This window comes from Mesoflavibacter zeaxanthinifaciens DSM 18436, from assembly GCF_000422365.1.
GTDB lineage: Bacteria > Bacteroidota > Bacteroidia > Flavobacteriales > Flavobacteriaceae > Mesoflavibacter > Mesoflavibacter zeaxanthinifaciens.
In genome coordinates this window covers 107178-132236 of sequence record NZ_AULQ01000009.1, presented here as the reverse complement: position 1 = coordinate 132236, position 25059 = coordinate 107178, and the positions used below count along the sequence as shown (strand labels likewise).

23 protein-coding genes are annotated in these 25059 nt (G+C 30.6%); 4 read left to right on the top strand and 19 right to left on the bottom strand.

The window, feature by feature from the left end; genetic code table 11:
- Positions 1-8: 8 nt before the first annotated feature.
- The 7 genes from H574_RS0109980 to H574_RS0109950 form a co-directional block, all read right to left on the bottom strand.
- Positions 9-896, bottom strand: coding sequence for a ComEA family DNA-binding protein (locus tag H574_RS0109980; RefSeq protein ID WP_027880445.1), 888 nt, complete (start codon positions 894-896; stop codon positions 9-11).
- Positions 897-910: 14 nt separating this feature from the next.
- The gene (locus tag H574_RS0109975) at positions 911-2548 is read right to left on the bottom strand and encodes an alanine/glycine:cation symporter family protein (RefSeq protein ID WP_027880444.1); all 1638 of its coding nucleotides are present in this window, start codon (positions 2546-2548) and stop codon (positions 911-913) included.
- 93 nt (positions 2549-2641) lie between these two features.
- Positions 2642-3667: a potassium channel family protein gene (locus tag H574_RS0109970; RefSeq protein ID WP_027880443.1), complete on the bottom strand. Its 1026-nt coding sequence runs from the start codon at positions 3665-3667 to the stop codon at positions 2642-2644.
- Positions 3668-3673: 6 nt separating this feature from the next.
- Positions 3674-3901, bottom strand: coding sequence for a PspC domain-containing protein (locus H574_RS0109965; protein WP_027880442.1), 228 nt, complete (start codon positions 3899-3901; stop codon positions 3674-3676).
- Between the two features lie 72 nt (positions 3902-3973).
- Positions 3974-5245 (bottom strand): DUF2851 family protein, encoded by a 1272-nt coding sequence (locus H574_RS0109960; RefSeq protein WP_027880441.1) that lies wholly within the window; start codon positions 5243-5245, stop codon positions 3974-3976.
- 218 nt (positions 5246-5463) lie between these two features.
- Complete coding sequence (locus H574_RS0109955) at positions 5464-6444, bottom strand: PLP-dependent cysteine synthase family protein (protein WP_027880440.1); 981 nt, start codon at positions 6442-6444, stop codon at positions 5464-5466.
- Between the two features lie 199 nt (positions 6445-6643).
- Positions 6644-7882, bottom strand: a complete 1239-nt coding sequence (locus tag H574_RS0109950) for an ABC transporter permease (protein ID WP_027880439.1) — start codon at positions 7880-7882, stop codon at positions 6644-6646.
- Between the two features lies 1 nt (position 7883).
- On the opposite strand from H574_RS0109950, the gene H574_RS0109945 reads away from it, so the two are divergent.
- Positions 7884-9176: an exo-beta-N-acetylmuramidase NamZ family protein gene (locus H574_RS0109945; RefSeq protein WP_027880438.1), complete on the top strand. Its 1293-nt coding sequence runs from the start codon at positions 7884-7886 to the stop codon at positions 9174-9176.
- On the opposite strand, the gene H574_RS0109940 is transcribed toward H574_RS0109945, so the two are convergent.
- The 4 genes from H574_RS0109940 to H574_RS0109925 all read right to left on the bottom strand — a co-directional run bounded on the left by H574_RS0109940 (position 9173) and on the right by H574_RS0109925 (position 12746).
- Positions 9173-10198, bottom strand: coding sequence for a hypothetical protein (locus tag H574_RS0109940; protein ID WP_027880437.1), 1026 nt, complete (start codon positions 10196-10198; stop codon positions 9173-9175). The two genes, H574_RS0109945 and H574_RS0109940, sit on opposite strands and share 4 nt — an antisense overlap.
- Before the next feature lie 263 nt (positions 10199-10461).
- Entirely contained in the window at positions 10462-11289 is an 828-nt protein-coding gene (locus tag H574_RS0109935) for a sterol desaturase family protein (protein WP_027880436.1), read from the bottom strand.
- A gap of 27 nt (positions 11290-11316) precedes the next feature.
- The gene (locus H574_RS0109930) at positions 11317-12207 is read right to left on the bottom strand and encodes a hypothetical protein (protein WP_027880435.1); all 891 of its coding nucleotides are present in this window, start codon (positions 12205-12207) and stop codon (positions 11317-11319) included.
- A gap of 44 nt (positions 12208-12251) precedes the next feature.
- Complete coding sequence (locus tag H574_RS0109925) at positions 12252-12746, bottom strand: YkgJ family cysteine cluster protein (RefSeq protein WP_027880434.1); 495 nt, start codon at positions 12744-12746, stop codon at positions 12252-12254.
- Between the two features lie 62 nt (positions 12747-12808).
- Here H574_RS0109925 and H574_RS0109920 point away from each other — a divergent pair, with 62 nt between their 5' ends.
- Positions 12809-13507 carry a class I SAM-dependent methyltransferase gene (locus H574_RS0109920; protein WP_027880433.1) on the top strand — a complete coding sequence of 233 codons (699 nt, stop codon included), beginning with the start codon at positions 12809-12811 and terminating at the stop codon, positions 13505-13507.
- On the opposite strand, the gene H574_RS0109915 is transcribed toward H574_RS0109920, so the two are convergent.
- The 6 genes from H574_RS0109915 to H574_RS0109890 form a co-directional block, all read right to left on the bottom strand.
- Positions 13500-14207, bottom strand: a complete 708-nt coding sequence (locus H574_RS0109915) for a hypothetical protein (RefSeq protein ID WP_027880432.1) — start codon at positions 14205-14207, stop codon at positions 13500-13502. The genes H574_RS0109920 and H574_RS0109915 overlap by 8 nt on opposite strands.
- Positions 14208-14215: 8 nt before the next feature.
- Positions 14216-14743 (bottom strand): DUF2059 domain-containing protein, encoded by a 528-nt coding sequence (locus H574_RS0109910; protein WP_027880431.1) that lies wholly within the window; start codon positions 14741-14743, stop codon positions 14216-14218.
- A 47-nt stretch (positions 14744-14790) separates the two neighbouring features.
- Complete coding sequence (locus H574_RS0109905; protein ID WP_036227527.1) at positions 14791-16524, bottom strand: TonB-dependent receptor; 1734 nt, start codon at positions 16522-16524, stop codon at positions 14791-14793.
- A 30-nt stretch (positions 16525-16554) separates the two neighbouring features.
- Positions 16555-19575, bottom strand: a complete 3021-nt coding sequence (locus H574_RS0109900) for a tetratricopeptide repeat protein (RefSeq protein ID WP_027880429.1) — start codon at positions 19573-19575, stop codon at positions 16555-16557.
- A gap of 102 nt (positions 19576-19677) precedes the next feature.
- Entirely contained in the window at positions 19678-20796 is a 1119-nt protein-coding gene (locus H574_RS0109895) for a glycosyltransferase (RefSeq protein WP_051169873.1), read from the bottom strand.
- Position 20797: 1 nt separating this feature from the next.
- Positions 20798-22066 (bottom strand): hypothetical protein, encoded by a 1269-nt coding sequence (locus H574_RS0109890; protein ID WP_027880427.1) that lies wholly within the window; start codon positions 22064-22066, stop codon positions 20798-20800.
- Positions 22067-22173: 107 nt separating this feature from the next.
- On the opposite strand from H574_RS0109890, the gene H574_RS0109885 reads away from it, so the two are divergent.
- A complete protein-coding gene (locus tag H574_RS0109885; protein WP_027880426.1) occupies positions 22174-22857 on the top strand; it encodes a cell division ATP-binding protein FtsE in 684 nt (227 codons plus the stop codon).
- Here H574_RS0109885 and H574_RS0109880 read toward each other — a convergent pair.
- Complete coding sequence (locus H574_RS0109880; protein ID WP_036227524.1) at positions 22854-23681, bottom strand: 2OG-Fe(II) oxygenase; 828 nt, start codon at positions 23679-23681, stop codon at positions 22854-22856. The two genes, H574_RS0109885 and H574_RS0109880, sit on opposite strands and share 4 nt — an antisense overlap.
- An 87-nt stretch (positions 23682-23768) precedes the next feature.
- On the opposite strand from H574_RS0109880, the gene H574_RS0109875 reads away from it, so the two are divergent.
- Positions 23769-24662, top strand: a complete 894-nt coding sequence (locus H574_RS0109875; protein WP_027880424.1) for a glycosyltransferase family 2 protein — start codon at positions 23769-23771, stop codon at positions 24660-24662.
- Here H574_RS0109875 and H574_RS0109870 read toward each other — a convergent pair.
- Entirely contained in the window at positions 24655-25059 is a 405-nt protein-coding gene (locus H574_RS0109870) for a sugar 3,4-ketoisomerase (RefSeq protein WP_027880423.1), read from the bottom strand. The two genes, H574_RS0109875 and H574_RS0109870, sit on opposite strands and share 8 nt — an antisense overlap.

Here is a 25059-nt window from a genome sequence, read left to right as displayed (position 1 = left end):
TAGTTTTTTTAATTGAGCTGTAAAGATAACTTAATTATATCAAATTTTTTAAGCGGAAAACCTTTAACTTTTTTCAAATCTTCTAAGCTAGAAAAACCATCGCGCAATGTTCTTTGTTCTATAATATTGTAAGCCACTTCGTAATCAATATATTTAATCGTCACTAACTGATCTCTTGTTGCTTTGTTGAGAGAAATTTTATTTATTTTTCTTGGAGTTTTAACCTCAAAATCAAGCTTGATATTTTCTATAACTTCTGTCGAAAAACCATAAACTTCTGTAAGCTCTATCAAATCATAAAACCCATTTATTTTAGTTCTGTACTTTATTATTCTTGCAGAAAGTGCTTCTCCAACACCATAAACTTTTTGAAGCTGACTTGCGGTTGCTATGTTAATGTCTATTTTTTGCTCTGAAGTTTTTTCTTTCGCTTTCGCGGAAAAGTTTTGCGTATATTTTTTTGGTTTTGGATTAGTGACCCAATCTGGAAATTTAAAATAGGGAGAAATTTGATTTAATAAAGAATCTGAAACTTTAGTTACTTTTTGAAATTGTGTTGTGGTATTAATCCATTGATCCTGTTTCCTAAACTCTAAAAGCCTATTAATTTCATCTTGAGACATTCCTAAAGTGTAACCTTTATAATCAGTTATAAAATTTGGATTAAAAGGATAAATTTTAGGTTTACGGTTTTCAACTTCAACCTGTTTTAATGAGTCAATTTGATTGATAAAAGCAATTAACTCCTTATTGTTTTGTGTAGAAACAACTTCAGTTTTAAAGACATATTCAGAACCAAAATGAATAAACAACTGAATAATTATAATAAGAAGTAACAATAAAAAAATCCCATTTCGTTGTTGATTAGAAAACGTGAAATGGGATTTGATATTCATTTTAATATATTTTTTTACATTTCGTCTACCAAGTCTGTTGCTCCATCTTCTAAAGCGTCTTCCTTTTTATTGATAGCATTCATGTATTTTTTAAGTTCTTTTCTAATTAATGGTGATAGCATAACTACACCAATAATATTTGGTACTACCATTGCAAAAATCATTGCATCAGAAAAGTCTATTACTGCTCCTAAACTTATAGATGCACCTACAACTACAAAGAATAAAAATAAGATTTTATAGATTAAATCTGTTACTTTTCCTTTTCCAAAAAGATAAGCCCAACCTTGCATACCATAATAAGACCAAGAAATCATCGTACTAAAGGCAAATAAAATTACCGCAATTGTAAGTACAATCGAGAAGTGAGGAATTACCGTATCAAATGCTGTTGCTGTAATCTCTACACCTTCTTTTACCTCTACACCATATTGCATAAATGTACCACTAATAGCAGAAGAATCGCCTCCAAAGTTTGTAATGATAATTACTAAAGCTGTCATTGTACAAATTACTACTGTATCTACAAAAGGTTCTAATAAAGCAACGATACCTTCACTTGCAGGATATTTTGTACGTACAGCCGAGTGTGCAATTGCTGCAGAACCAACTCCAGCTTCATTAGAAAATGCACCACGACGTACACCTTGTATCATAACACCAATTAAACCACCTGCTATTCCTAATCCAGAAAATGCACCTTCAAAGATTAAAGCAAAAGCATCATCTATTAAAGTGAAGTTGGCAAATAAAATTATTAATGCTGCTAACACATAAATACCAGCCATAAATGGTACAACTTTTTCTGTAACAGAGGCAATACGTTTAATTCCTCCAATAATAACAACTGCCACTAATGCAGCCATTACTATACCAAAGTACATACCTGCATTATCACCAGTTAAACCAAATAATTTTGTAAACTGTGCTGCTGCTTGGTTAGCCTGAAACATATTACCGCCTCCAAAAGATCCACCGATAACAAAAATTGCAAAAATTGCTGCTAATACTTTACCAACTCCTCCAGCTCCTTTTTCTTTTAAACCTTTAGATAAATAATACATTGGTCCACCGTAAACAGTTCCGTCTTCTCCTACGTCTCTATACTTTACACCTAATGTACATTCTGCAAATTTTGAAGCCATCCCTAAAAGACCTGCCACAATCATCCAAAACGTTGCTCCTGGTCCACCTATAGATAAGGCTACTGCTACACCTGCAATATTACCTAATCCTACTGTAGCAGACAATGCTGCTGTTAATGCTTGGAAGTGAGATACTTCTCCATCTGCCCCATCATCTTTTATTGTTTCAAAAACATTTCCTCCTGGTGTTTGATCCCCGTAAAGCTTATCAACTCCATGTTTTTCGATGTCTTCGTATTTACCTTGAACAACTTTTACTGCTGTTTTAAACCCAGTAATATTGATAAATTTGAAATATATAGTAAAGAATAATGCTCCTCCAACTAGCACAAATAAAACCCACGGAATTTGAATATCATCTGTAAAAGGTATTTCTGCAAATATGCCTTCTACAAACCAGCCTGTATATTTTTTAAATACAGCGTCAAATTTTTCTGCAGTACTATCTTGTGCAAATGTGATTATTGGTATAATCAAAGTAAAAATTGAAAGAAGATATTTCTTCATAATTATTTTAAATTGTTAGTTATAAGTTTAGTTAAAGTTAGCAATATGCAAAAAAATGATGAATTTTTAAAACATATGCTGTTAAATCAGTAGTTAATCTAGCTTGTATAGTGTGTTTAATTTGTTGATTTGTTCTGGTCTTCCTAGTACTATTATTTTTGAGTTTGGCATTAACTTTTGGTCTGCTTCTGGGTTAACAATATACTCTCCATGCTCACCTTTGTAACCTATTACTGTACAACCTGTTTTGTGACGCAGATCTAAATCTTTTATTGTTCTTGCTTGTTTTGATACATCATAAAGCTTTTCTGCTTTAATTTCTTCTATATTGATGTTTGTTTCTCCAACAATAGCAAGATTATCTATAAACTCTATTAAATCTGGTACCACAACTAAAGACGCCATATGGTCTCCTCCTATTCTGTCTGGTAAGATTACATTGTTAGCTCCTGCCAATTTTAATTTTTCATAAGATGTTTCTTGAGATGCACGACTAATTATATGTAAGTCTTTTTTTATTTGTCTAGCTGATAGTACTACAAATAAATTATCGGCATCGTTTGGCAGTGCTGATATTAACGTACTAGCACGGTCTATCCCTGCTTGATGCAAAACCTCATCTTCATTAGCATTACCTAAAATAAATGACATATTTTCGTCTTGAAACTTGTCTATTATGTCTTTATCTTTTTCTATAATAACAAAAGGTTTATTGTAAGCTAGCAATTTAGTTGCAGCTTGTTTTCCATTTCGTCCATAACCACAAATAATAATATGATTAGACAGTGCATCAATTTTTTTCTGCATTTTCTTTTGTTTTAATTCTTCAATATTATTTCGGCTTAAAATATATTCGGTAATAACAGTAATAGCATATCCAACAATAATCACACTTGTTAAAATTAAAAACATTGTGAATATTTTTGATACATCATCTAAAGGTTGTACTTCTCCAAAACCAACGGTGGTAATGGTAATTACCGTCATGTACATTGCATCTACCCAACTATAATCTGACATGAATTTAAACCCTAAAACACCAACTATTAATAATATTACTAATAGTAAAACTGCTGTATAAACTTTTGATCTAAAAAGCTGAATAATTGGGTTAGTCATAATTTTTTATAGGTCAAAGACTGAAGTCCTTTTGGTATAAATAAGATCTTTTACGCGCATCCAAAACGCTAAGAATAAATACAATGCAAACCCAAAACCTAGAGTTACAAAAGCTAAGTACATAAAACTAGTTCGTACTACCTTAGCGCGAATACCTAATCGGTCTGCGATACGTTGACAAACATGATAACCTCTTTTTTGAAAATATAATAATGGCTTGTAAGATATTTGCATACCGCAAGTTAATTAATTTTAAGCTTTGTTTCTATATTTATTTTTAACAATTACTTATGATTGTAATATAAGTTAAGTGGTTAATAAAGTATTACCCACTGCGCATTGTAAACATTTATTTTTATTACAATATTCATTTTTAAGCTGAAGTAATGCTTGACTTTGTAATGCTGAAGTTGCTTTTACATTTAACGAATCAAATTTATCGATAATACTATTTTTTTCTGCTGAAACTTGAGATAATAATTGTGTCAACTTTTCATCTATATCTATTCCTTGTTGTTTCGCGTAGCAAAATTTAAGCGGAACAATCGTATTTATGATAAGTAAATCTATAAAAGAAGTACTGATTTTTTTGCTGACTTTTTTTGAAACTTTTCCAAATGTATAATGCGTATCCCAATATTCTGAAGTGCTTACTTTAAAAATATCATAAATATCTTCTTTAGTTTTACAGTCTATAATTTTTGAAAATAAATTTTTGTGCTGTGCATACAAATTAGCTAATTGCGACCAACGAATTGTCGGAAAATTAGGTGGACGCAACCTAAAAAACTGCATTGGTAGCACATTACTATTTTTTAACCCAAACTTTTGAGATAAAAACATATAATCTTTCTTCAACTTTAAAAAGTAAGCGTCTTGTACATCTTTTTCTAACAAACCTGCTTGTCCAAAAAATAAAGCTTCTAAATTTTGAAGACTGTTTTGCTGCTTCATCACTACCGAAAAATCAAAACTATTAGCTACACTTAAAAAGGCTTCTCCGTTAATTTTTAGACCAAAATTTTTAGCTAAAAGTTTAAATAATACTGCTTCCCAATTATTTTTAGATTGTTCTAAAACAACATTAATAACCTTTGCTTTTTGCTCTAAACGCTCAAAAAACAACCGTTCTAACCAGTTGTTAAATATAAAATCTGATATTTGATTTATTTCATTTTCGCAATTAATCCAAGTAGATTTACTATTAAATAATTTTTGATAATTATTTAATGCAGATAAATGCACGTACTTTTTAAGCTCTAAAGCAGGTATGGCTGTATTATCTTTTCTAAACACATCTGTATCATGTTGCCAAACTACATGTAAAATAACATTATCATAGTTTAAATCTACCTCATGGTTATGTACAAACCAGTCGCTAGATTTTATATGGATTTCTACATTTCCTGCCCAAAGTTGATCACCTATTGTTATTTGTGCATTAAAAAAATCTGGTCCAGCATTATGGTTATGTGTCCCTAAACTTTTGATAGATACTGCTTCACCATTAGTAGTTTGAAGATTAGTTGACTCAAACTTTTTGTATTTCCAGAGGTAGTGTAAAAAGTCTTCTTGCATGCTTTGAAAATACGAATTTATTTTAAGTATTGAATTAATTGTCAACACTTAAAATATTTCATAAAAAAACTCACAGTGGTTAGCTGTGAGTTTTTTTATCATATCGAACGAAAAAGAGATATCTCATTCGCAACTATGTTATTGTTATTTCTCCTTTTAGTCTAAATGACCTAGGATAATTTTTATTTTAAGAGATTTCTGCTTTCGCAGGAATGGTACTATTCAATATAACCTTTTTCGCGCATCCAATCGTCATTAAACATTTTACCAACGTATCTACTTCCGTGATCATGAAATAAAACTACAACTACATCTTCTGGTTTAAAATGTTCTTTTAATTGTAACACACCTTTTATTGCAGCTCCTGCACTATTACCTAAAAACATACCTTCTTCTTTGGCTAGTCTTTGTGTATAAACTGCTGCATCTTTATCGGTTACTTTTGTAAATCCATCGATGATACTAAAATCTACATTTTCTGGTAAAATATCTTCACCAATACCTTCTGTTACGTAAGGGTAAATTTCGTTTTCATCAAAGATTCCTGTTTCGTGATATTTTTTAAATACACTTCCGTAGGTATCTACTCCCCAAACTTTAACATTTGGATTTTGTTCTTTTAAATATTTTCCAACTCCAGAAATGGTTCCGCCAGTACCAACACCAACCACAAAGTGTGTTACTTTACCTTCGGTTTGTTGCCAGATTTCTGGTCCTGTACTTTCGTAATGTGCTTTTGCATTACTTGGATTATCATATTGGTTAACGTACCAACTGTTTTCTATCTCTGTACTTAATCGTTTTGATACAGAATAATAAGAACGTGGATCGTCTGGTTCTACCGCAGTTGGGCAAACTACAACTTCTGCACCTACAGCTTTTAAGATATCTACCTTTTCTTTACTTTGCTTATCTGCCATTACAAAAATACATTTGTATCCTTTTACAATAGCAGCTAATGCTAATCCCATACCTGTATTACCAGAAGTACCTTCTATAATAGTTCCGCCTGGTTTTAAGCGTCCGTCTGCTTCTGCATCTTCTATCATTTTAAGCGCCATACGATCTTTTACAGAGTTACCTGGATTAAAGGTTTCGTATTTTGAAAGGACTAAACATGGTAGCGCTTCGGTTAGCTTATTTATTTTTACTAACGGTGTATTACCTATGGTTTCTAATATGTTGTTTGCGTAGTTCATTTGTTATTTTTTGCGGTTGCAAAAGTACGGAATTGTTTTAGAATTAAACGAATAGTCTTTACGTTGATTTAAAAAAACGACCAATAGTGTTTACCCGCGTTAGCGATAGTAGTGGTTAGCTTTTGGCGAGGCGCGCATCGAGCCAAAACTAGTAACGGATAGCGCGACCCTTGTGGTAACGCCCAAAAAAATTTGAAATTTACTCGAAACGAATGGCTTTTACCGGTGAAATTTTTGACACTATTACCGATGGGATAATTAACATGAGTAAGCATAATACAAACGTACCGATGTTAAGTGCGATAATGTACCCGATATTGAAATAAATTGGAACTGTAGAGACGTAATATGTTTTTGGATCAAGCGGAATTAAACCAAAATATTTTTGAATTAACAATAGGCTAATACCTATTAAATTCCCCCAAAATAACCCTTTTATAATTAAATAGGTTGCGTTGTATAAAAATATTTTTCGGATGCTTAAGTTACTACTTCCTAATGCTTTTAAAATGCCTATCATTTGTGTGCGTTCTAAAATTAGTACTAGCAATGCGGTAATCATATTTATTCCTGCTACCAAGATCATGATACCTATAATAGCGTATGTGTTTTTATCGAAAATGGAAATCCACTCGAAAATTACAGGATGCATTTGGTCTACAGTTACTGCGTTGAGTAAGGTTGGTACTTCTTCTCTTATTGCGTTTCCGGTAGTTTCTAATTGGTCAAAATCTTTGATAAACACCTCAAAACGTCCTACTTGATTATTGTCCCATTTATTTAGTCTTTGTATATGTGTAATATCACCTAAAACATACAATTGATCAAATTCTTTTAATCCTGAATTGTATATACCTACGATTTGAAACGTTACAATGTTTGGCGGTCTTGAGGTATCTTCTTTTAAGAAATAGGTATTGAATTTATCTCCTACTTTAAACTGTAATCTATTGGCTAAATATTCTGAAATTAGAATTTGGTCATTCCATTTTTCTTTAGGAAAATCTGGAAGCTTTCCTTCTACTAAAAACTCTTCAAAATATTGCCAGTCGTAATCTTTACCAACACCTTTTAAAACAACATATTCAAAATCGTCTTCTAATCTGATTATTCCTGATTTTGTTGCTGTTGCTTGTATATGTGTTACTTCTGGAACTGCTGAAAATTTTGGGTAAAAATCTTGCTCTGTCGTTATTGGGTTCTGACTTTCTTGAGAATTATTATTATCATATCTTTCTATAACTGCATGACCTTCAAAAGCAACTACTTTTTCTCTAATCTTTTTTTGTAAGCCAATACCAGTAGCAATAGCAATTAACATTACAATCATACCTAGGATTATGGCTAAAATTCCTATTTTTATAATTGGCGCCGAAATACTACTTTTATACGCCTTACTATCAATAATGCGTTTAGCTATAAAAAACTCGAGATTCAATATGATATTTTCTTTTAATTGGTGTAAAAATACAGTTTTATTATTTGTTTTAACACTATTTGCCTGTGGTAATCAAACAAAAAAAAGTTTAACTCACGTAGAAAAAACAGTTATTAAAACTGAAGCTGGCACAACAACTGAGACATCTAAACCCTTAGTACTTGGAGTTAATAAAACTAATTTATATTTACCGTTATTAAAAGGGAAACGTGTTGGAATTGTTGCTAATCAAACTTCTGAAATCACTTTTTTACAACGCGCAGTTGTAGATGAAAGTACAATGGGAAGTAAAAAAGTAACACAACATTTAGTCGATTACCTTAAAGATTACATGAGTGTAAATGTGACGACTGTTTTTGCGCCAGAACATGGTTTTAGAGGTCAAGCAGATGCTGGTGAAGTTGTTAAGGACGGTATTGATACCAAAACTGGTTTACCTATTATTTCTTTATACGGTAATAACAAAAAGCCAACCGCAAATCAATTAAAAGACATTGATATTATTGTTTTTGACATACAAGATGTTGGTGCTCGTTTTTACACTTATATTTCTACATTACACTATGTTATGGAGGCTTGTGCTGAAAACAATATAAAAGTGATTGTTTTAGATCGACCAAACCCAAATGGTCATTATGTTGATGGTCCTATTTTAGATCCAGAATATAAAAGTTTTGTTGGTATGCATCCTGTACCTATTGTACACGGATTAACTATTGGCGAATATGCTAAAATGGTAAACGGAGAAGGTTGGTTAAATAACAACATTACATGTGACTTAACAGTTATACCTATGGATAATTACACTCGTAATTTAGAGTATGATTTACCTGTCAAACCATCTCCAAACCTACCAAACGCAAAAGCAATTAATCTTTATCCTAGTTTGTGTTTTTTTGAAGGTACTAATGTTAGCGCTGGTCGTGGTACAGATATGCAATTTCAAATTTATGGATCACCAGATTTACCTAAAACCAACTTTACTTTTATACCAAAATCTAATGATGGCGCAAAATACCCAAAGCATGAAAATAAGGTTTGTAACGGTTACGATTTAAGAGACCTCAAAAGACTTGACAAAATAGATTTAAGCTTTATTATAAACGCTTATAATACAACTACAAACAAAGAAAGCTTTTTCTTAAAAAATAATTTTATAGACAAGTTAGCAGGAACTAACAAACTACAAGAACAAATTAAAGCAGGTTGGACTGAAGACAAAATAAAAGCCACTTGGCAAAGTGGCTTAGAAGATTATTTGACAAAACGAAAAACATATTTAATTTATAATTAATCGTTATAAGGTTTACCGTTTGGCCTTAAGTTTTCTTTACGATACTCTTCCCTAGTTTGAACATCTACAGATTTATCATTAACAAGAGTCAAATTATATTTTACTTTTTTAGGTTTTACTGTATTGCTAGCTAATTCTTTTTCAGAATTAGCTTTATCTTTTTTATTTTTTTCTAACTGAGCTAACATTACTCTTTTAGATGCTTCTATTTCTGCTCTTTTTGCTTCTTCTTCTTTTTGTCTTGCTTCTGCAACTCTTCTCTTTTCAGCTTCTTCTTTTAGCTTTTTTCGGTTCTCTTCAGCTAGCTTTAATTCTTCTTGATGTTTTAAAGCTATTTGCTTTGCTAATTCTTCTTCTTTTTTAGCTTCTGCTATTGCTACTTCTTCTTTCTTTTGTTTTGCAGCTCTTTCTTCTTGTAATTTTATAAGATTTGCTTTAGCTATTGCTCTTTCTTTTTCTAAAAGCGCTTCTCTTTCTTTTTTTATTCTATCACGTTCAGAAATTTCTTTATCTGATAGCTGATTTTTAGTATTTATATTATTACTACTTGCTAAACGCGTATCTTTATTAGTGCTTTTTGATAAAGGCTTTATGAATCTTTTTTCTTGTTCTTCTTGAGATAAGCTAGATCGCAAGATACTTTCTTCTAAATCTGTAACAGAATTGTCTACAGCTAAAATTTCTTTTTGCCTTACAATATCAAAAGCAATAATCATGTCTTCTCTATACACAGCAATAGTATACCTTCCTTTTGCTAAGTGGTGCAATGGTATTATAGCGCTTTTATTATCTAAATCTACCATAACGGTCTCTTTTTGAGCATGACTTAAAAAGCTTACTCTTAGAATTGATTTATCACTTGTCATCAAAATAGTATCTCCTACTTTGTTTAAATCATGTTTTAAACCTAAAGCAGAGCTATTTTTATTTTTATGAATAAGCGTAAATTTTTCTTGCGCAGTTACAGAAAAAGTCAGCGCAAATAAAGCTGCGAATAGTAATGTTTTTTGTAGGTATTTCATCTTTATATTTTTAACGTAATGCTAAAAATCAATTGCTAAGGGAAGTCAAATGTATATCGAAAAAAACTTACTAAGTTGGTATCAATATTAAATTTACAAGAAATTAGCCAAAAAGCATAAAATACTCGACCAATAACCAATTTAACTGATAATCAATAATTTATGCGTGAAATTCAATACAAAACAGATAAAAATGTAATGTTTTATTTAATTTATTAGGATAAAATCAACAAAACAATAAAATGATTGAAATTTATACAAAACTAATCTGTTGTAGGATTTCTATATTTATGAAAAGGTTGTTTTAAAAGATGAATTAGACTACCATTTTCTTTTTCATTAGGAAAAGTATCTACACCATAAACAATATCTTCTCTGTTCATGTACATATAAGTACCAAAAAGTCTATCCCAAATAGAAAAAATATTACCGTAGTTAGAATCTGTATATGGTAATTTATAATGATGGTGAATTTTGTGCATATCTGGTGAAATAAACACGTAACTAATTAATTTATCTACACGCTTAGACATTTTGATATTAGCATGTGTAAACTGCGTAGCAACAAGTGACATTGACTGATACAAAAACACAATTGCTATTGGCGTACCAACTATAAACACACCTGCAAGTGTAAATGCAAATCTTATAATACTTTCTATTGGATGATGTCTATTTGCTGTAGTTGTATCTACATTATGATCAGAATGATGTACAAGGTGTACCATCCAAAGTGGTTTTACTTTATGCTCTACATAATGTGCTAAGTAAGCTCCAAAAAAGTCTAAAAATAAAACTCCTAATAGCGCATATAACCATAAAGGCATTTCTGGTAGCCAATTAATAATCCCAAAGTTATTTTCTTTCACCCAAAAGGAAGTAAAAATTAATAATCCTGCTAATGTAAAATTGATAATAACCGTTGTAAATGTAAAGAATAGATTAGGCAATGCATGCTTCCATTTTTTGTATTTAAAATTAAAAAGTGGCAACATACCTTCTAATATCCAAAATAGCGTAATACCTCCAATTAACAACGCACTTCTGTGTGTTGACGGTATAGCCTCAAAGTAGTTTAAAAGTGTTTCCATAACCAACTACAAGATATGAAATAAAGTTTATTTAACGAGAAACTTTATTTTATTCAAATCATTTTGAGTGACTTGACCTTGCCATTTTAAGGATTCTTCTATTTTACCTATCCCTTTTAATGAAGCATATTGTAAAAAGGCATATAGTGATTTATTAATTTTATCTATACTAGTCTCATTTGTCTTTTTTAAAGCACGGTAAACTTTACGATGTCTACCTAAGATTAAATCTTTATTTAAATCTAATAATTCTATTTTTTGAGTTAAAGCAGATTTATTATCAAAATTACTTTTTTCTAACAATGTCTTAGCTTCATTCATATAAATATCAGATAAATTAACAATCTCTTTTTTAACGTCGTCTTTAGCATAAGTTGCAAAATCTAAATATTTAACTGCGAGTCTAAATGCAGATGAAAATGACTTGTTTTCAAAATAACCTGTCATTTCAGATTTTAAAAATGATAAGTTTAATGCATAGCTTCTAATCAGTCTAGTAAGGTTTAAAATACCGTATTCGTCTAAAGCTTTAGTATTAATTATATTTCCATTTGGATCCATGACTTTTAAAAAGTCATCATTAAAACGTTCTTTATATTGGTAACTTTTATCCTTTAAGTAATCTTCTGCTAATTGATCATAATTACTCTCACTAATTATGACTGGCACAAAATATTCCCAAACTAATTTGTTTGCGTTTTCATCTTCAAATAGCTTGACCTCGTACTTAATACCTTTATTGTCTTCTATCAAAACAGGATAAGCATAACTTGCAGAGTTTTCCCAAATTGCTAAAATCATCTTATCTTCCATTAAAGCCAATCTTTTAGCAAATTTAAAAGAGGTTAACCATTCTTGCGACCAAGAAAAACTAGTTACAAAAACACATAATAATAAAGCAAATACACTTTTTTTCATAGAATTAAATTTAGACCATTAATGCACAAAAACCAAACCAAATGTTATAGATTAATACGTTTTTTCATAGCTTCAACTATATTATAAGCAGCAGGACAAATGGCTACATTTTTCATTGTTAAATTTGATATTTGCTGAAACTTTTTTCTATCCGTATGCGGAAACTCGGCACAAGCTTTGGGTCTAACATCATAAATAGAACAATAATTATCGGCACCTAAAAATGTACATGGTACGCTTTGCAATACATAATCATTATCTTCATCAATACGCAAATACGTATCGATAAATTGTTGTGGTTTCATTTTAAAATACTTAGCAATACGCTCTACATCCTTATTGGTAAATAATGGACCTGTTGTTTTACAACAATTAGCACATTCTAAACAATCTGTACGTTCAAATTCTTCTTCATGCAACTCTTGCATGATATAATCTAATTGTTTTGGCGGCTTCTTTTTTAACTTTGTAAAAAAGGTTTTGTTTTCCTTATGCTTATCTTTGGCAAGCTTTGGAAGGTTATTTATAAACTCTTGCATGCTGCAAAAATACTATTTTACCACTATGTTTTCGCTTTCGCGGAAATGAAAATTAAAACTAAATGAAAGACCTTTTTGGAAAAGCTTTATTAGATTATTATAACGGTAACTACACCGAAGACATTATAACCTCAACAAACATTTCTGATGAGGATGAGTTACCGCTTCCTTATTTATTCAGAGGTTTTAAAGACATGCCTAAACTAGAGCAAAAAGCACTAAAATTAGCAAAAGGTAAAACGCTTGATGTTGGTTGTGGCGCAGGTAGCCACAGTTTGTATTTACAGCAAAAAGATATTGAAGTTAAAGCAATAGATATCTCTAAAGGTGCTGTGGAAGTTGCAAAACAAAGAGGCGTTTTAAATATTGAACACAAATCTATTTTAGATGAAACCGAAACTTTTGATACTATTCTTTTACTTATGAATGGCACTGGTATTTTTCAAACCTTAAATCAAGTGTCAAAATACCTATTACACTTAAAATCTATTTTAAATAAAAACGGACAAATTTTAATTGATTCTAGTGATATAAAATATATGTACTTAGATGAAGATGGCGGATTTTGGCACGATATGAATGCTAATTATTATGGCGAATTAGATTATTACATTTCTTATAAAGGTGAAAAAGAAACACCAATGAAGTGGCTTTACCTAGACTTTAATTTATTAGATACCGCATGCAAAGCTGTTGGTTTAAAATGCGAAATGCTCGCTGAAGGCGAGCATTATGAGTATTTGGCTAAAATTTTTATTTAGTCTTCCATACTAAAACTCTTAATTTAAAATTATCATCAACTAAAGACTTCACATTACTTCTTAATTTTAAATTAAACCTATTTTTAAAATAACTCATTATTTTTTCATCAAATTTATCGCCTAGTCCTTTTTTTACTGTTATCTTGTTTACACATGAAAGATTATTGTCAAAAACAACTTCATATAGACCATAATCATTATCAAACTCATAATATTTTGATCGACTAAAATCTGACTGAAAAAAAGACAGATTACTTTCATAAAAACTTAAAGACTCTAAATTTTCCTTTCGTAGATTGTTTAAGATTTTCAATTTACTTAAATCATCTTTAGCTCTCCTGTTTTTTAAATTAACTGAAGGATTACATTCACTGATAATTAATTTATTTTCTTCAGATATATTAATATAAAAAAGCCATTCTGAATCTTTTTTTGGGTTTGGTATTGGACAAATCCCACTTGGTTCTGAGAAATAAATTATATTTGAATTGTACTTAAAATTTATTTTTTCTAAAAATTCAACCTCTATCTTTTTTGCTTGTTTAGAATTACTATGATACTCTAACACCTTAACTACTTTAGCTGTAAAAATATTATCAAAACTATTAAGTTTAGTACTTAATGTTCCGTAACTACAACTACAAGCATAGCTAACCACTGAAAAAAGGAATAGCCCTATTGTTAAAGTATAAACTTTCATAAAATCACTTAAAGATTATAACCTTTTTCTGATAATTTAGAAATTACACCTTGGTATAAATCTTTACTCCACATCTCAGATATATTACTCATGGACGCATTCATAGAATCTTGTGAGTTTACAATTTTCTGTCCTGTTTCGCTTGCATAAAATTCTTTTAAAACTACTTTATCTCCTTCAGACAACTCTTCTGGTTTAAACATGTTTTGTCCAGCTTTGGTTGCGTATAATGCATTCATTTTTTTTACGTCTTCATGGGTAAAGTGTGCGCGATAAGCAGACACTATCATTTGAGCTAACTCATCCATTGCATCTGTTTTTTCTGCTTTTACTTCTGTCCAAACTTTTGCTGGAACGTTTTGAGATTCAAATTGTTCTTCTAACATTGTAAACATTTGGTCTACTACATTTTCATAATAAGCTATCGTACCATTACTTTTTATACATTTTTTTACGTCTTCGCTATAGGCATCAACTTGTGCAAAACCTGTATTTGCTACTACTAAAAAGCAAATAAGAGTGATTATATTTTTCATTTTAAAGGTTTATTGTTATTTCAAATTTAACAATTATTATGCCAATACTAATTAAAATCAAACTTATAAGTCGCACCAGCTAAGATCTGAATACCTTGTACTGGCGTGTTTTGCCACTTATTGTAGTTTTGAGAAGCAATATTATTTGCCTTTAAAAATGCAGACCATCTATCGGTAATGTGATAACCCACATGTGCATTAGCATCAAAATAACTATCTAAAGTTACTACTTGATTTGTTGGTGGAGCTAATAGACTTGGCACAAATAATAAATCTTTACGTTCTCCAACATAAAATAAGTTAGCGCCTGCAAACCAATGTTCGTCTATTTGATAATCTAAAAATAAAGACGCTTCAATATCTGGCAGATTCCATGCTTCTTCTTCATTTTTAACATCATAAGTAAAATATTCGGCTTTTAAACCTAAGGTAAAGTTTCTGTTTACGTCTACATTTACTTCACCTGCAACGCTAAACGTATTTACATTATCATAGGTTACACCAAAAGAATTACCATAAGTATATGGTTGTTCTGTTGCCAACACATCATTATTTATAAATAAAGTTTTGTTTTTTTCGGCTTGATATCTTCCGCTAATCGTATAACTTGTATTGCTAGATAATTTTCCTCTTAATCCTCCAAATGCATTGTATTGCTGATCTGTAGGGACGACATATAAATTTGGTGACACAAACGGATTCTCTTGTGCAAAATCATGATAGTTATTTTGTATTAATCCACCTTTTACTCCTGCAAAAACGATTAAAATTTCGTCTACTAATTTATAACTTGCTGCAATATCTGGATAGACAAAAAACTTACTATCACTAGCTTCTGTATTATTAAAATAAACCGCTTTTAAACCTAAATCTACTGTTAAATCGTCTTGTTTAAGTTGTAATTTTGGATTGACACCAACTTGAAAATTACCATAGTTTAATTCGGTTGGCGAGTAGTAATCACGGTCAAAACTTCCGCTTAAATAATCTACAAAAACGCCTGTATTTATATCTAAATCTTGAATGGTCACTGTTCCGTTTACATCGGCTTTAAATCTATTTTCTACAGAACTGTAATCGTCTCCAAATCGTCTAAACAACACACTTCCATCATTAACAATTGCATCTTCAAAATTAATATCACCACCAACATGAGCTGTGTAATAAGAATGACCAACGTCCAATCCATCTGCTGTTGTCTGATCATATAATGGTTGCTGTAAACCATACCAATTGTAAGTTTGATATTGAAATCCGCCTAAAGCAGACCAGGTAAAATCTCTATTTCTATTAGTATAGCTTAAATTTAATTTAGAATCTGAAAAACCACTATCTGTCAACACATCTTCTACATCGCCTTGAGACGATTGATGTGCAACGTGAGCACTTACAGACTGATTACGACCAATTGCGTGATTTAAAAATACTTCTCCAACAATAGTTGTGTAAGTCCCAACACCTAAACTAGCATAGTTATCGTATAATTTCACTTTTTTTGCTTTGTCAACAACTGCTGCTTTACCTTTTGCTGGTGTAAATGTAGATGCTACAGGAAACGAAAAAATATTGTATTGCACTTCTTTTTTTGCACCAGTTTCGGTATCATCTAACGTTGGTGTTTCTTTTACTTTAAATGCATCCGAAACGGTTGGTGTATATGGCTTTATAACATCTATAACATCTGTATTTATAGTGTCTTGATCTCTTTCTTGAGAAAATAACATTACGGTTGTTATCAAAGATAAAAACAGTAATATGATTTGCTTTTTGTTATTAAACATAATTTAGTTTTATTGAATTATGATTGTATCTTAATCTTCGGTAATTACAGAAGAATTTGTTTTAGCTTCTTCTGCTTTTATAGTTGCTAATTCGGTTTCGGCTTCTGTCTTTACATCTTCAAAATTGCTGAAGTTTTTAATCACACTTTCTAAAATGTAAGTCGCTTGAAACGCATCGCCTAAAGCATAAAAATTCTTTGCCATAACGATTAACCCTTTTGCTCCGTAATATTTATAACCCGAATAATCTTTAGCTAATCGCTGTGCTACTGCGTTAGACGCTTCATAGTTGCCTTCTTTGTTTTTAAAATAAGCGCTGTAGTACAAAGCTTCTGCAGCAGTTTCTCCTGTTGCAGTTACTTCAACGTTTTGATATGCTGTTTTAGCTTTAGCTTCATCATTTGTTTTAATTGCAGAACGTGCAATAATGACGTAAGCATCGCTTTTAATTTTGTTATCTAAATTGGTGTTAGCAAGTACTTTTTCCGCGTAAGCGACAGCTTGACTATACTGCTCTAATTGATAATTAGCTTGCATTAAATTAGACTGCGCAAACAGAGAGTTTTGCGGAAAATTAGATTCGGCTTCCAAACGCTTTAACGTTGGTATTGCTGCATTCCAATCTTTTTGATCTAACTGAATTTGAGATAAACGTAGCAATGCTTCTTCTGTAAATTCGCTTTGCGATTGGTTTACAACATATTCAAAATGTGGTTTTGCATTATCTGGCAAGTCCTTTTTAAAATACATTTGTGCCAAATAGAAATGTGCAGAGTTAGCATGTAATCCATTAGGAAATTGGTTTAAATAGTTGTTAAACTGTTTAATCGCTGCATTGGTATTGTTGTCTAAAAACTGTTTTTCGGCAGCTTCGTAAGTGTCATTATCTAAATCGGCATCGGTAACTTCTACATAATCCAAAGTATTAACCCAAGCAGCATAAGCGTCTACTTGACCTAAATCTATGTAGATTAATCTTGCAGTAGAGACCGCTTGATTGGCTTCTGGTGAGTTTGGATAATTCTCTGCCACAGCTTTTAACTTAGTCAATGCGTGTTGGTTATCATTTTTATTGTAAAATACTAATCCTTGACGCAACTGTGCTTTGCTGTTAAACGGACTTGTTTTGTACTCTGAAATTAAGCGATCAAAGGTCTGAATTGCTTTAGCATCGTCACCAGATTTTACATAAGAATCTCCTAACGCGTACATCGCATCATCACGTAGTTTTGAGTTATTATACGTTGAAATAAACTGTTCTAACTCATTTCTTTTTTTAGCATCTTGGCTTATGTAACCATAACTCATCGCCTTTTGAAAGAACGCATAATCGTTTTCTAATTGTCCAACAGCAATTGCTTTTTCGTAAGCCGAAATAGCATCTGTATAACGACTTGACACAAAATAACCATCGGCTAAACGCAAGTAAGCATCATTCAATCTTACTTTATCTTCTTTGTGTTTTGAGATAAAACTGTTGAAATACTGCGTCGCTTCACTATACTTTTTTTGTTTAAAATAGGTGTAAGCAATATTGTAATCTAAGTTAGTATATTCTTTAGTTGAAGGCGCTTCAGTTTGCTGTTCAAACTGTTTAAAACCAATTAAAGCTTCGTTGTAATCACTTAAATTATAATCCGTTTCGGCGTTCCAAAATGTTGCACGCGCTGTAAAGGTTTGGTCTTGTTGCTCGCTTAAAGATTTTTCAAAAAGGTCTTTTGCGTCTTGGTAATTTCCTTCATTATATAATTCTAAACCACGATAAAACGCTACTTTTTGGTATGCTACTTTACTTTCAAAACTCTTTTTATTTTTTAGTAATTCTAACGCTTCTTTATAGTTTTTAGATGTAATGTAAGAGTCTATTAAAAGTGTTTCTACTTCATCTTTATATTGCGTATCAGGATATTTTTCTAAATAACTTGTCAATACTTGTGGTACCGATTGGTAAGCGTTACCAATCTCGTAACTAATTTTAGCATAATTTAACCAAGCATCTTCTTGAATTTTTAAATCGTAATCCATCTGAGATGCATTTCTAAAAGCGTTTAATGCTTCTTGTTTTTTACCGACATGTACGTAACTTTCGCCTAAATGATAGTAAGCATTTTGGGCAACGCTATTATTTGCGCTTACAATTTTATTAAATTCTGAAATAGCACTGTCATAATCTTTCTGTTTGTAATAGGCGTAACCTAATTGGTAATAATCGGTATTGCTCCACTTGCCTTTTCTACCTCGGTATTCTTTTAAATACGGAATGGCATCGCTGTATTTTTCTAAGTTGAAATAGCTTTCGCCTATAATTTTATTAAGTTCAGAAATTTCATTTCTATCACTAGTTGGTAGTTTTTCTTTAGCTAATTCTATCGCTTTTTCAAACTTACCTAGTTTAAAGTTTAAATCGGCTTGGTAATAGCTTAGCTTTTCTTTGTACTTTTCGTCATCACTAACTTGATCAAAATACTTGTTGGCGCTATCATAATCATCACCTTGATAAGACATAAATCCTAAATAATATTTTGCTTGAGAGCCATATTTTTGTGAAGTCTCTACACGCGTTAAATACTTTTTAGCATCGTTATAATTTTTGGTTACAAATGAAGCGTAACCATTATTAAAATTGAATTTTTCTCGGTCTGCTCGACTCATAGACGCTTCGTCTACTTTTTCGTACCATTTTTGTGCGTAGGCGTATTTTCCGTTTTCAAAATAATAATCGGCTACATCTAAAAAGGCTGTATTCTTTTTGGTACTTGTTGGATAATTTTCAACAAAATTTTCCATCATCGTATCTGCGCCTTGCTGGTTTAATCTAATTGCCGAATTGGCAATATAGAAAGCACAATCGCTTTCGATATTTGGATTATCGGTTTGCTTTTTAACCTGACTAAACAAGGTTTGCGCCGCTAAATATTGTTGATTATTAAATAGTTGAAGTGCTTTTTGATAATCGGTTAAAGGACTTGTATAAATGGCGGTTTGTTGCGCCATCATCACTACCGAAAATAGAAAAACCACTAAAAAGGTGAGCTGTTTTTTTACTAACATTGACACGTTTTTTAAATTGTAAATCAAAGATAAATTAATCTAATAGCTTAACGTTAGATTTAACTAATAATTATAAACGGAGTTATTAAATGTAGACTTTAACTAATCCTTTTTATCTACTAAACCAAGTATACTAAAGAAAAAGCTAAACAAAATTAGTTGTACACCAAGCGCTGTAAAAATTGCTGAAGGAATTAAGAGTTTTAACACTTCAAAAGAAGAAATTTCTGCTAAAAAGCAATAGAGTAAACTTGCGCTTCCGCCAAGAATCATTAAAAATCCAACTAACAAACCTTTTTCTAAAGTAAAATATTTAAATAGGTTATTATAGTTTTTTCCTCTTGGAATTAGGTTTTGATTTGTTGCATAAATCTTTGTTAGCGCATAAAATAATATAAACTGAAACCCAATTAATATTAATGAAGACGAAACCGGCAACCATTTTATTAAATTATCTTCTGGCTTAACAACCAAATAAATTGTTGCAAGTAAAGCTATTAACAACAATAACAACCCAGGAAAAAGGAACAACCATTTTGGACTGTACAGCAATAAAAAACGAAGGTGACGCCAACCATCGGGAAATGTTCTTAAATGCGCTTTACGTGTTCTTCCCGCTGGAAAAACTGTAGTTGGTACTTCGGTTATTTTAAGATTTAACATGGAGGCTTTTACTACAATTTCTGAAGCAAACTCCATTCCTGTAGATTTTAAATCTAGTGTTTGGTATGCTTTTTTATTAATACCTCGTAAACCACAATGAAAGTCGTTTATTTTAGTTTTAAAAAATAAATTTCCAATAAAACTCAGTACTGGATTACCTAAATACCGATGTAAAAAAGGCATTGAGTTTTCAATTTTTTCGCCTTTAAAACGATTACCCATTACCAAGTCATAACCTTCGCGTAGTTTTGTTACAAAAGGCATTAGGTTTTCTAAATCATGACTATCGTCTGTATCTGCAGTAATTACATATTTGCCTTTCGCTGCTTCAATCGCGCCTCTTGACGCACTACCATAACCTTTTTCTTTTACATCTACTACTCTAGCACCTAAAGCCAATGCTAAATTTTGAGAACCATCTGTGCTTCCGTTATCACCAATAACAACTTCTCCAGAAATATTGTTTTCTTTTAAAAAATTTAGTGCTTTTGCTATACAGCTTTCTATGGTTTCAGCTTCATTTAAACATGGCATTACTATGGATAACTCTACAGACATCTTATGCTTTTTTAATTTTAGAATCTAATATTAAAATAAATGCTGATAATAAAACCCAATCAAAATAAAAAGTATACCTATAAATTGAATGTACGACCATTGCGATGATAATTCCGTTTAAAACCTTTAAAGTTATTGCTATTCCTAAAAATAACATTGTATTATCTTTAAAAAACATAATGCAATATAAGAGTAATAATCCTAAAGCAAGACACATTTGTATTCCGCCAAATCCTTTAATAAAGCTTTTTACAACCATTCTTACCCATGTTTTAAAGTTTGCCTTTAATAAAGGCAAAAACATACTAGATGTCATTTGGTCTACCTTGTATTGCTGTTCTAAATAATTATACCCTTGCGTGCCATAATAATCCATGTTAGCCTGATGAATTGAAGCGTTACAAATTTTTGAAAAGTTGTTCTCAAAAAAAAGATAATCATCTACATATTTGGTTTGTATAGCTTGGTTTCTTGTTATTTTTTTATCTAACATTAGATTGTATGTTCTATTAAAAAAAGCTTTTTCTTCAGGATTAGAAAACAGCTTTTCATCTTCCGTATTAGCGATATAAAAAGGGTTTGTTATAAAATGTACATAGGTCATAGCGTAACCTTTAAATTCACCAATAACCACTTTGTTATACGTCTTTTCTAAAAGACTACTTAAAAAAGGTGTTGCTAATGTTAAGCATAAAACAATGATTCCTTTTTTATAATTTTTAGATTGATAAATAACATAAAGAAGCGCTAAAATTAATAATGGTAAAAAAGCTAAAAACTGACCTCTTGTAAATAGTAGAACAAAAAAAACAACAATTAGTTTATAAGAGCTCTTAAGTGTTTTATTGGATAATAGTTTAAAAACTTCAGCAATAAAAATTAAAATTAAAGGAAACACTATAGCTTCAGAAAGCACTCTATTTACCGATAAATAAAAGTACAACCCATTTATTAAAATTGAAAACTGGATTAATAAAATTCCTACTGCTGATAAATTGATTTTTGATTTGATTGACTTTAATAAATAATTAATAGCTAATACAAAAAACAAATACTGTAAAACCAAAACTGGCACCTCATAATAATCACCAAAAACAGTCGTTGTCAGTTTTAAGAACAGACTGTAAACCGGTGACCTGTTAATTTGCATATCTAAAAACGCATAACTATCTGGATAAAAAATAGCACCAGTTTTTAAGACCTTTAAAAGTCCTAAAACAAAAATTATAAGATAAATTATACGGTATTTGGTTGGTAGTAATTTTATCATTTTTTGTAAAAATGACTAAGGTAATGCTTTAAGATTAATATAAAAACCTTTTAATAGGCTGTGACATAAAATTTTGTTTACTTTGTTATAAATAATTAAAATCGAATATGAGTCAAACCGTTTTAGAATTAAAAGACGCTAGTATTTTTCAAGGAGAAAGTTTAGTATTATCTAATGTTAATTTACAAGTCAACAAAGGTGATTTTGTTTATTTAATAGGAAAAACTGGATCTGGAAAAAGTAGTTTTATGAAAACGCTTTATGGTGATTTAAAACTAACACAAGGTGAAGGTCATATTGTAGATTTTAATTTACGCACACTTAAAGAAAAAGAAATCCCTTTTTTAAGACGAAAGCTTGGTATTGTTTTTCAAGATTTTAAATTACTAACCGACAGAACCATAAATGACAATTTAACCTTTGTTTTAAAAGCAACAGGCTGGAAAGACAAAGATAAAATGAAAGAACGCATTGAAACCGTTTTGGATAAAGTAGGTATGAAAACTAAAGGCTTTAAATTTCCGCATGAATTATCTGGAGGAGAACAACAGCGTATTGCAATAGCAAGAGCATTATTAAACGAGCCAGAATTAATACTAGCAGATGAACCAACTGGTAATTTAGATCCACAAACAAGTATTGAGGTAATGGAAGTGCTACAAGACATTAACAAAAACGGAAACACCATTTTAATGGCGACCCATGACTATGCTTTACTTTTAAAATACCCAAGCAAAACATTAAAATGTGATGACAACAAAGTGTTTGAAGTTGTACAACGTAAAAGTTAATTATCTTTTTTATAAATATGCGGGTTTTTTCTAATCCCATTTTTGAAAATTTTTCTAATTAACATTCTTAATTTACTATCTGATTTAAGAATTAGATTAGTAATAAACTCATTAGGTCGACCTCTAAAGGTAGTGACATGAAACTTATCGTTATCCTTTAAAGGATAATCACTAAAATAATAATTTGATATGCATTTTCTACTTTTATTAACAACAACTTTACTTACCGAATGCCAAGAATGATCATGTGTAGCCATTACTGCTAATCTATTAAATTTACTTTCAATAGTTATTTGCTTACCACCTGTTCCATTTGGCCAAATCTCTAAATTTCCTCCGTTTTCTAGTTTCCAATCTGGAGAGACGTAATATAGTAAATTTAAAACTCGCCACCTTGCTCTATTAGCATCATGTGAATTATCTAAATGCGGTTTTAAAAAATTATCTTTTCTCATCATCGATAATCCTCCTGCGTATAAACAAGGATCTGCATATAAGTTCTTAATATCTGTAATTTTTGATATCTCAGAAATTATTCTTTCATCCTGAAACGCGTATAAAACTTTCTCTAAAAGACTGTTATGTTTATTCATTTGAGCTGAAATAAATTTATATTCTCTCAAACTTTTTAAACATCTCATATCTTCTTCTTTTGGAAAAATATCATTTAATTTTAACGCCAAATCTTCAGGTAAAAGATCATCAATAAAAAAAAAGCCTATCTCATCTTTTGATCCATCATAAAGTCGTTTTAATTCTTCTTTAGAGGAATGAATTTTATTAAAAATTAAATTGGCTATTTCTGAAGTTTCTATATCAGTCATACATTGATATTTTGTAAAATGCAATATAAATATTTTAAGCTAAAACTAATTTAAAATAATTACTTTTACAGTCTAATCCTTCATTTAATGATTTCAATATTAATTCCTGTTTATAACTACGATATAACAAGTTTAGTTTCTGAAATTTATGAGCAACTAGTATTATGTAAAGTTGATTTTGAAATCATTTGTGTAGATGACTGTAGTACAGTTTACTCTTCTAAAAATGCCTCAATTACCAAGCTAGAGCATACACATTACTACAAATCTAAAAAAAACCATGGAAGAAGTGCCACAAGACAACATCTTGCCAAGAAAGCAAAATACGACTGGCTTCTATTTTTAGATGCTGATGTTATGCCAAAATCTAAAAATTTTATTTCTAGATATATTAACAAAAACAACTTTATTTTTGATGCTATTTATGGCGGTTTTGCTTATCATAAATCTCCGCCAGGACCAAAGCAAACATTACGTTGGAAATATGGGGTAAATAATGAAGAGATACCAGCTTTAAAGAGAAACAAAAAACCTTTTAAGGTTATAATTTCTGCTAATTTTATGATAAAAAAAAGAGTTTTCTTAATGATTAACTCAATGATAAAAGATTCTTCTTATGGTCAGGATAACTACTTTGGTGCTTTACTGAAAAAACATAAAATTAATGTACATCATATAGACAATGAAGTTTATCACTTAGGAATAGAAAAAAATGCAGACTACTTACAAAAAAAAGAAATTGCCGCAAAAAGCTTATTATGCATTTACCAGTCAAATAAAATTAAAGCTCATGAAAATACTTTACTTGCATTTTTTGAAACTTTAAAAAAAACACATTTGCTATTTTTGTTTTCGTTAATCTACAAGCATTTTGGTGTTATAATCAAATCTAATTTATTAGGTAAAAATCCTAATATTAAAATCTTACAACTATACAGAATAAGTTTTATGAGTTATCAATATTTCAATACTTCTAAATAAAGTTTTTAAAAGACAAAAAATCATTGTAATCTCTAATATAATCTTCTTCATCAAACACATCTGAAGCTAGTACCAAACACACAGATCCAGATGAAAAATCTTGCAACTCTCTCCAAACTCCTTTAGGTATTAATAAGCCTTTATTTGGTTTATTTAATATTATTGAGCGTTTACTTTTACCATCATCAAGAGTTACCTCAAAGCTTCCGCTTAATGCTATAAGTAACTCTAACTGTTCTTTATGTGCATGCCCACCACGATAGGCGTCACTTGGCACATCATATAAGTAATATACGCGTTTTATATCAAAAGGAATGGTATCTTTTTCTACGACTCCTAAATTACCTCTTAAATCCTTTACTACGGGTATGTTTATTATTTTTAACTCTTTAAACAT

Bases quoted from the DNA above. Each gene is read 5' to 3' on its own strand.
- H574_RS0109920 (WP_027880433.1), top strand. From the start codon at position 12,809: ATGAAAGACCTTTTTGGAAAAGCTTTATTAGATTATTATAACGGTAAC.
- H574_RS0109945 (WP_027880438.1), top strand. From the start codon at position 7,884: ATGATATTTTCTTTTAATTGGTGTAAAAATACAGTTTTATTATTTGTT.
- H574_RS0109925 (WP_027880434.1), bottom strand. From the start codon at position 12,746: ATGCAAGAGTTTATAAATAACCTTCCAAAGCTTGCCAAAGATAAGCAT.
- H574_RS0109935 (WP_027880436.1), bottom strand. From the start codon at position 11,289: ATGGAAACACTTTTAAACTACTTTGAGGCTATACCGTCAACACACAGA.
- H574_RS0109875 (WP_027880424.1), top strand. From the start codon at position 23,769: ATGATTTCAATATTAATTCCTGTTTATAACTACGATATAACAAGTTTA.
- H574_RS0109870 (WP_027880423.1), bottom strand. From the start codon at position 25,059: ATGTTTAAAGAGTTAAAAATAATAAACATACCCGTAGTAAAGGATTTA.
- H574_RS0109880 (WP_036227524.1), bottom strand. From the start codon at position 23,681: ATGACTGATATAGAAACTTCAGAAATAGCCAATTTAATTTTTAATAAA.
- H574_RS0109885 (WP_027880426.1), top strand. From the start codon at position 22,174: ATGAGTCAAACCGTTTTAGAATTAAAAGACGCTAGTATTTTTCAAGGA.
- H574_RS0109975 (WP_027880444.1), bottom strand. From the start codon at position 2,548: ATGAAGAAATATCTTCTTTCAATTTTTACTTTGATTATACCAATAATC.
- H574_RS0109895 (WP_051169873.1), bottom strand. From the start codon at position 20,796: ATGTCTGTAGAGTTATCCATAGTAATGCCATGTTTAAATGAAGCTGAA.
- H574_RS0109890 (WP_027880427.1), bottom strand. From the start codon at position 22,066: ATGATAAAATTACTACCAACCAAATACCGTATAATTTATCTTATAATT.
- H574_RS0109905 (WP_036227527.1), bottom strand. From the start codon at position 16,524: ATGTTTAATAACAAAAAGCAAATCATATTACTGTTTTTATCTTTGATA.
- H574_RS0109960 (WP_027880441.1), bottom strand. From the start codon at position 5,245: ATGCAAGAAGACTTTTTACACTACCTCTGGAAATACAAAAAGTTTGAG.
- H574_RS0109900 (WP_027880429.1), bottom strand. From the start codon at position 19,575: ATGTTAGTAAAAAAACAGCTCACCTTTTTAGTGGTTTTTCTATTTTCG.
- H574_RS0109965 (WP_027880442.1), bottom strand. From the start codon at position 3,901: ATGCAAATATCTTACAAGCCATTATTATATTTTCAAAAAAGAGGTTAT.
- H574_RS0109930 (WP_027880435.1), bottom strand. From the start codon at position 12,207: ATGAAAAAAAGTGTATTTGCTTTATTATTATGTGTTTTTGTAACTAGT.
- H574_RS0109980 (WP_027880445.1), bottom strand. From the start codon at position 896: ATGAATATCAAATCCCATTTCACGTTTTCTAATCAACAACGAAATGGG.
- H574_RS0109955 (WP_027880440.1), bottom strand. From the start codon at position 6,444: ATGAACTACGCAAACAACATATTAGAAACCATAGGTAATACACCGTTA.
- H574_RS0109940 (WP_027880437.1), bottom strand. From the start codon at position 10,198: ATGAAATACCTACAAAAAACATTACTATTCGCAGCTTTATTTGCGCTG.
- H574_RS0109915 (WP_027880432.1), bottom strand. From the start codon at position 14,207: ATGAAAGTTTATACTTTAACAATAGGGCTATTCCTTTTTTCAGTGGTT.
- H574_RS0109910 (WP_027880431.1), bottom strand. From the start codon at position 14,743: ATGAAAAATATAATCACTCTTATTTGCTTTTTAGTAGTAGCAAATACA.
- H574_RS0109970 (WP_027880443.1), bottom strand. From the start codon at position 3,667: ATGACTAACCCAATTATTCAGCTTTTTAGATCAAAAGTTTATACAGCA.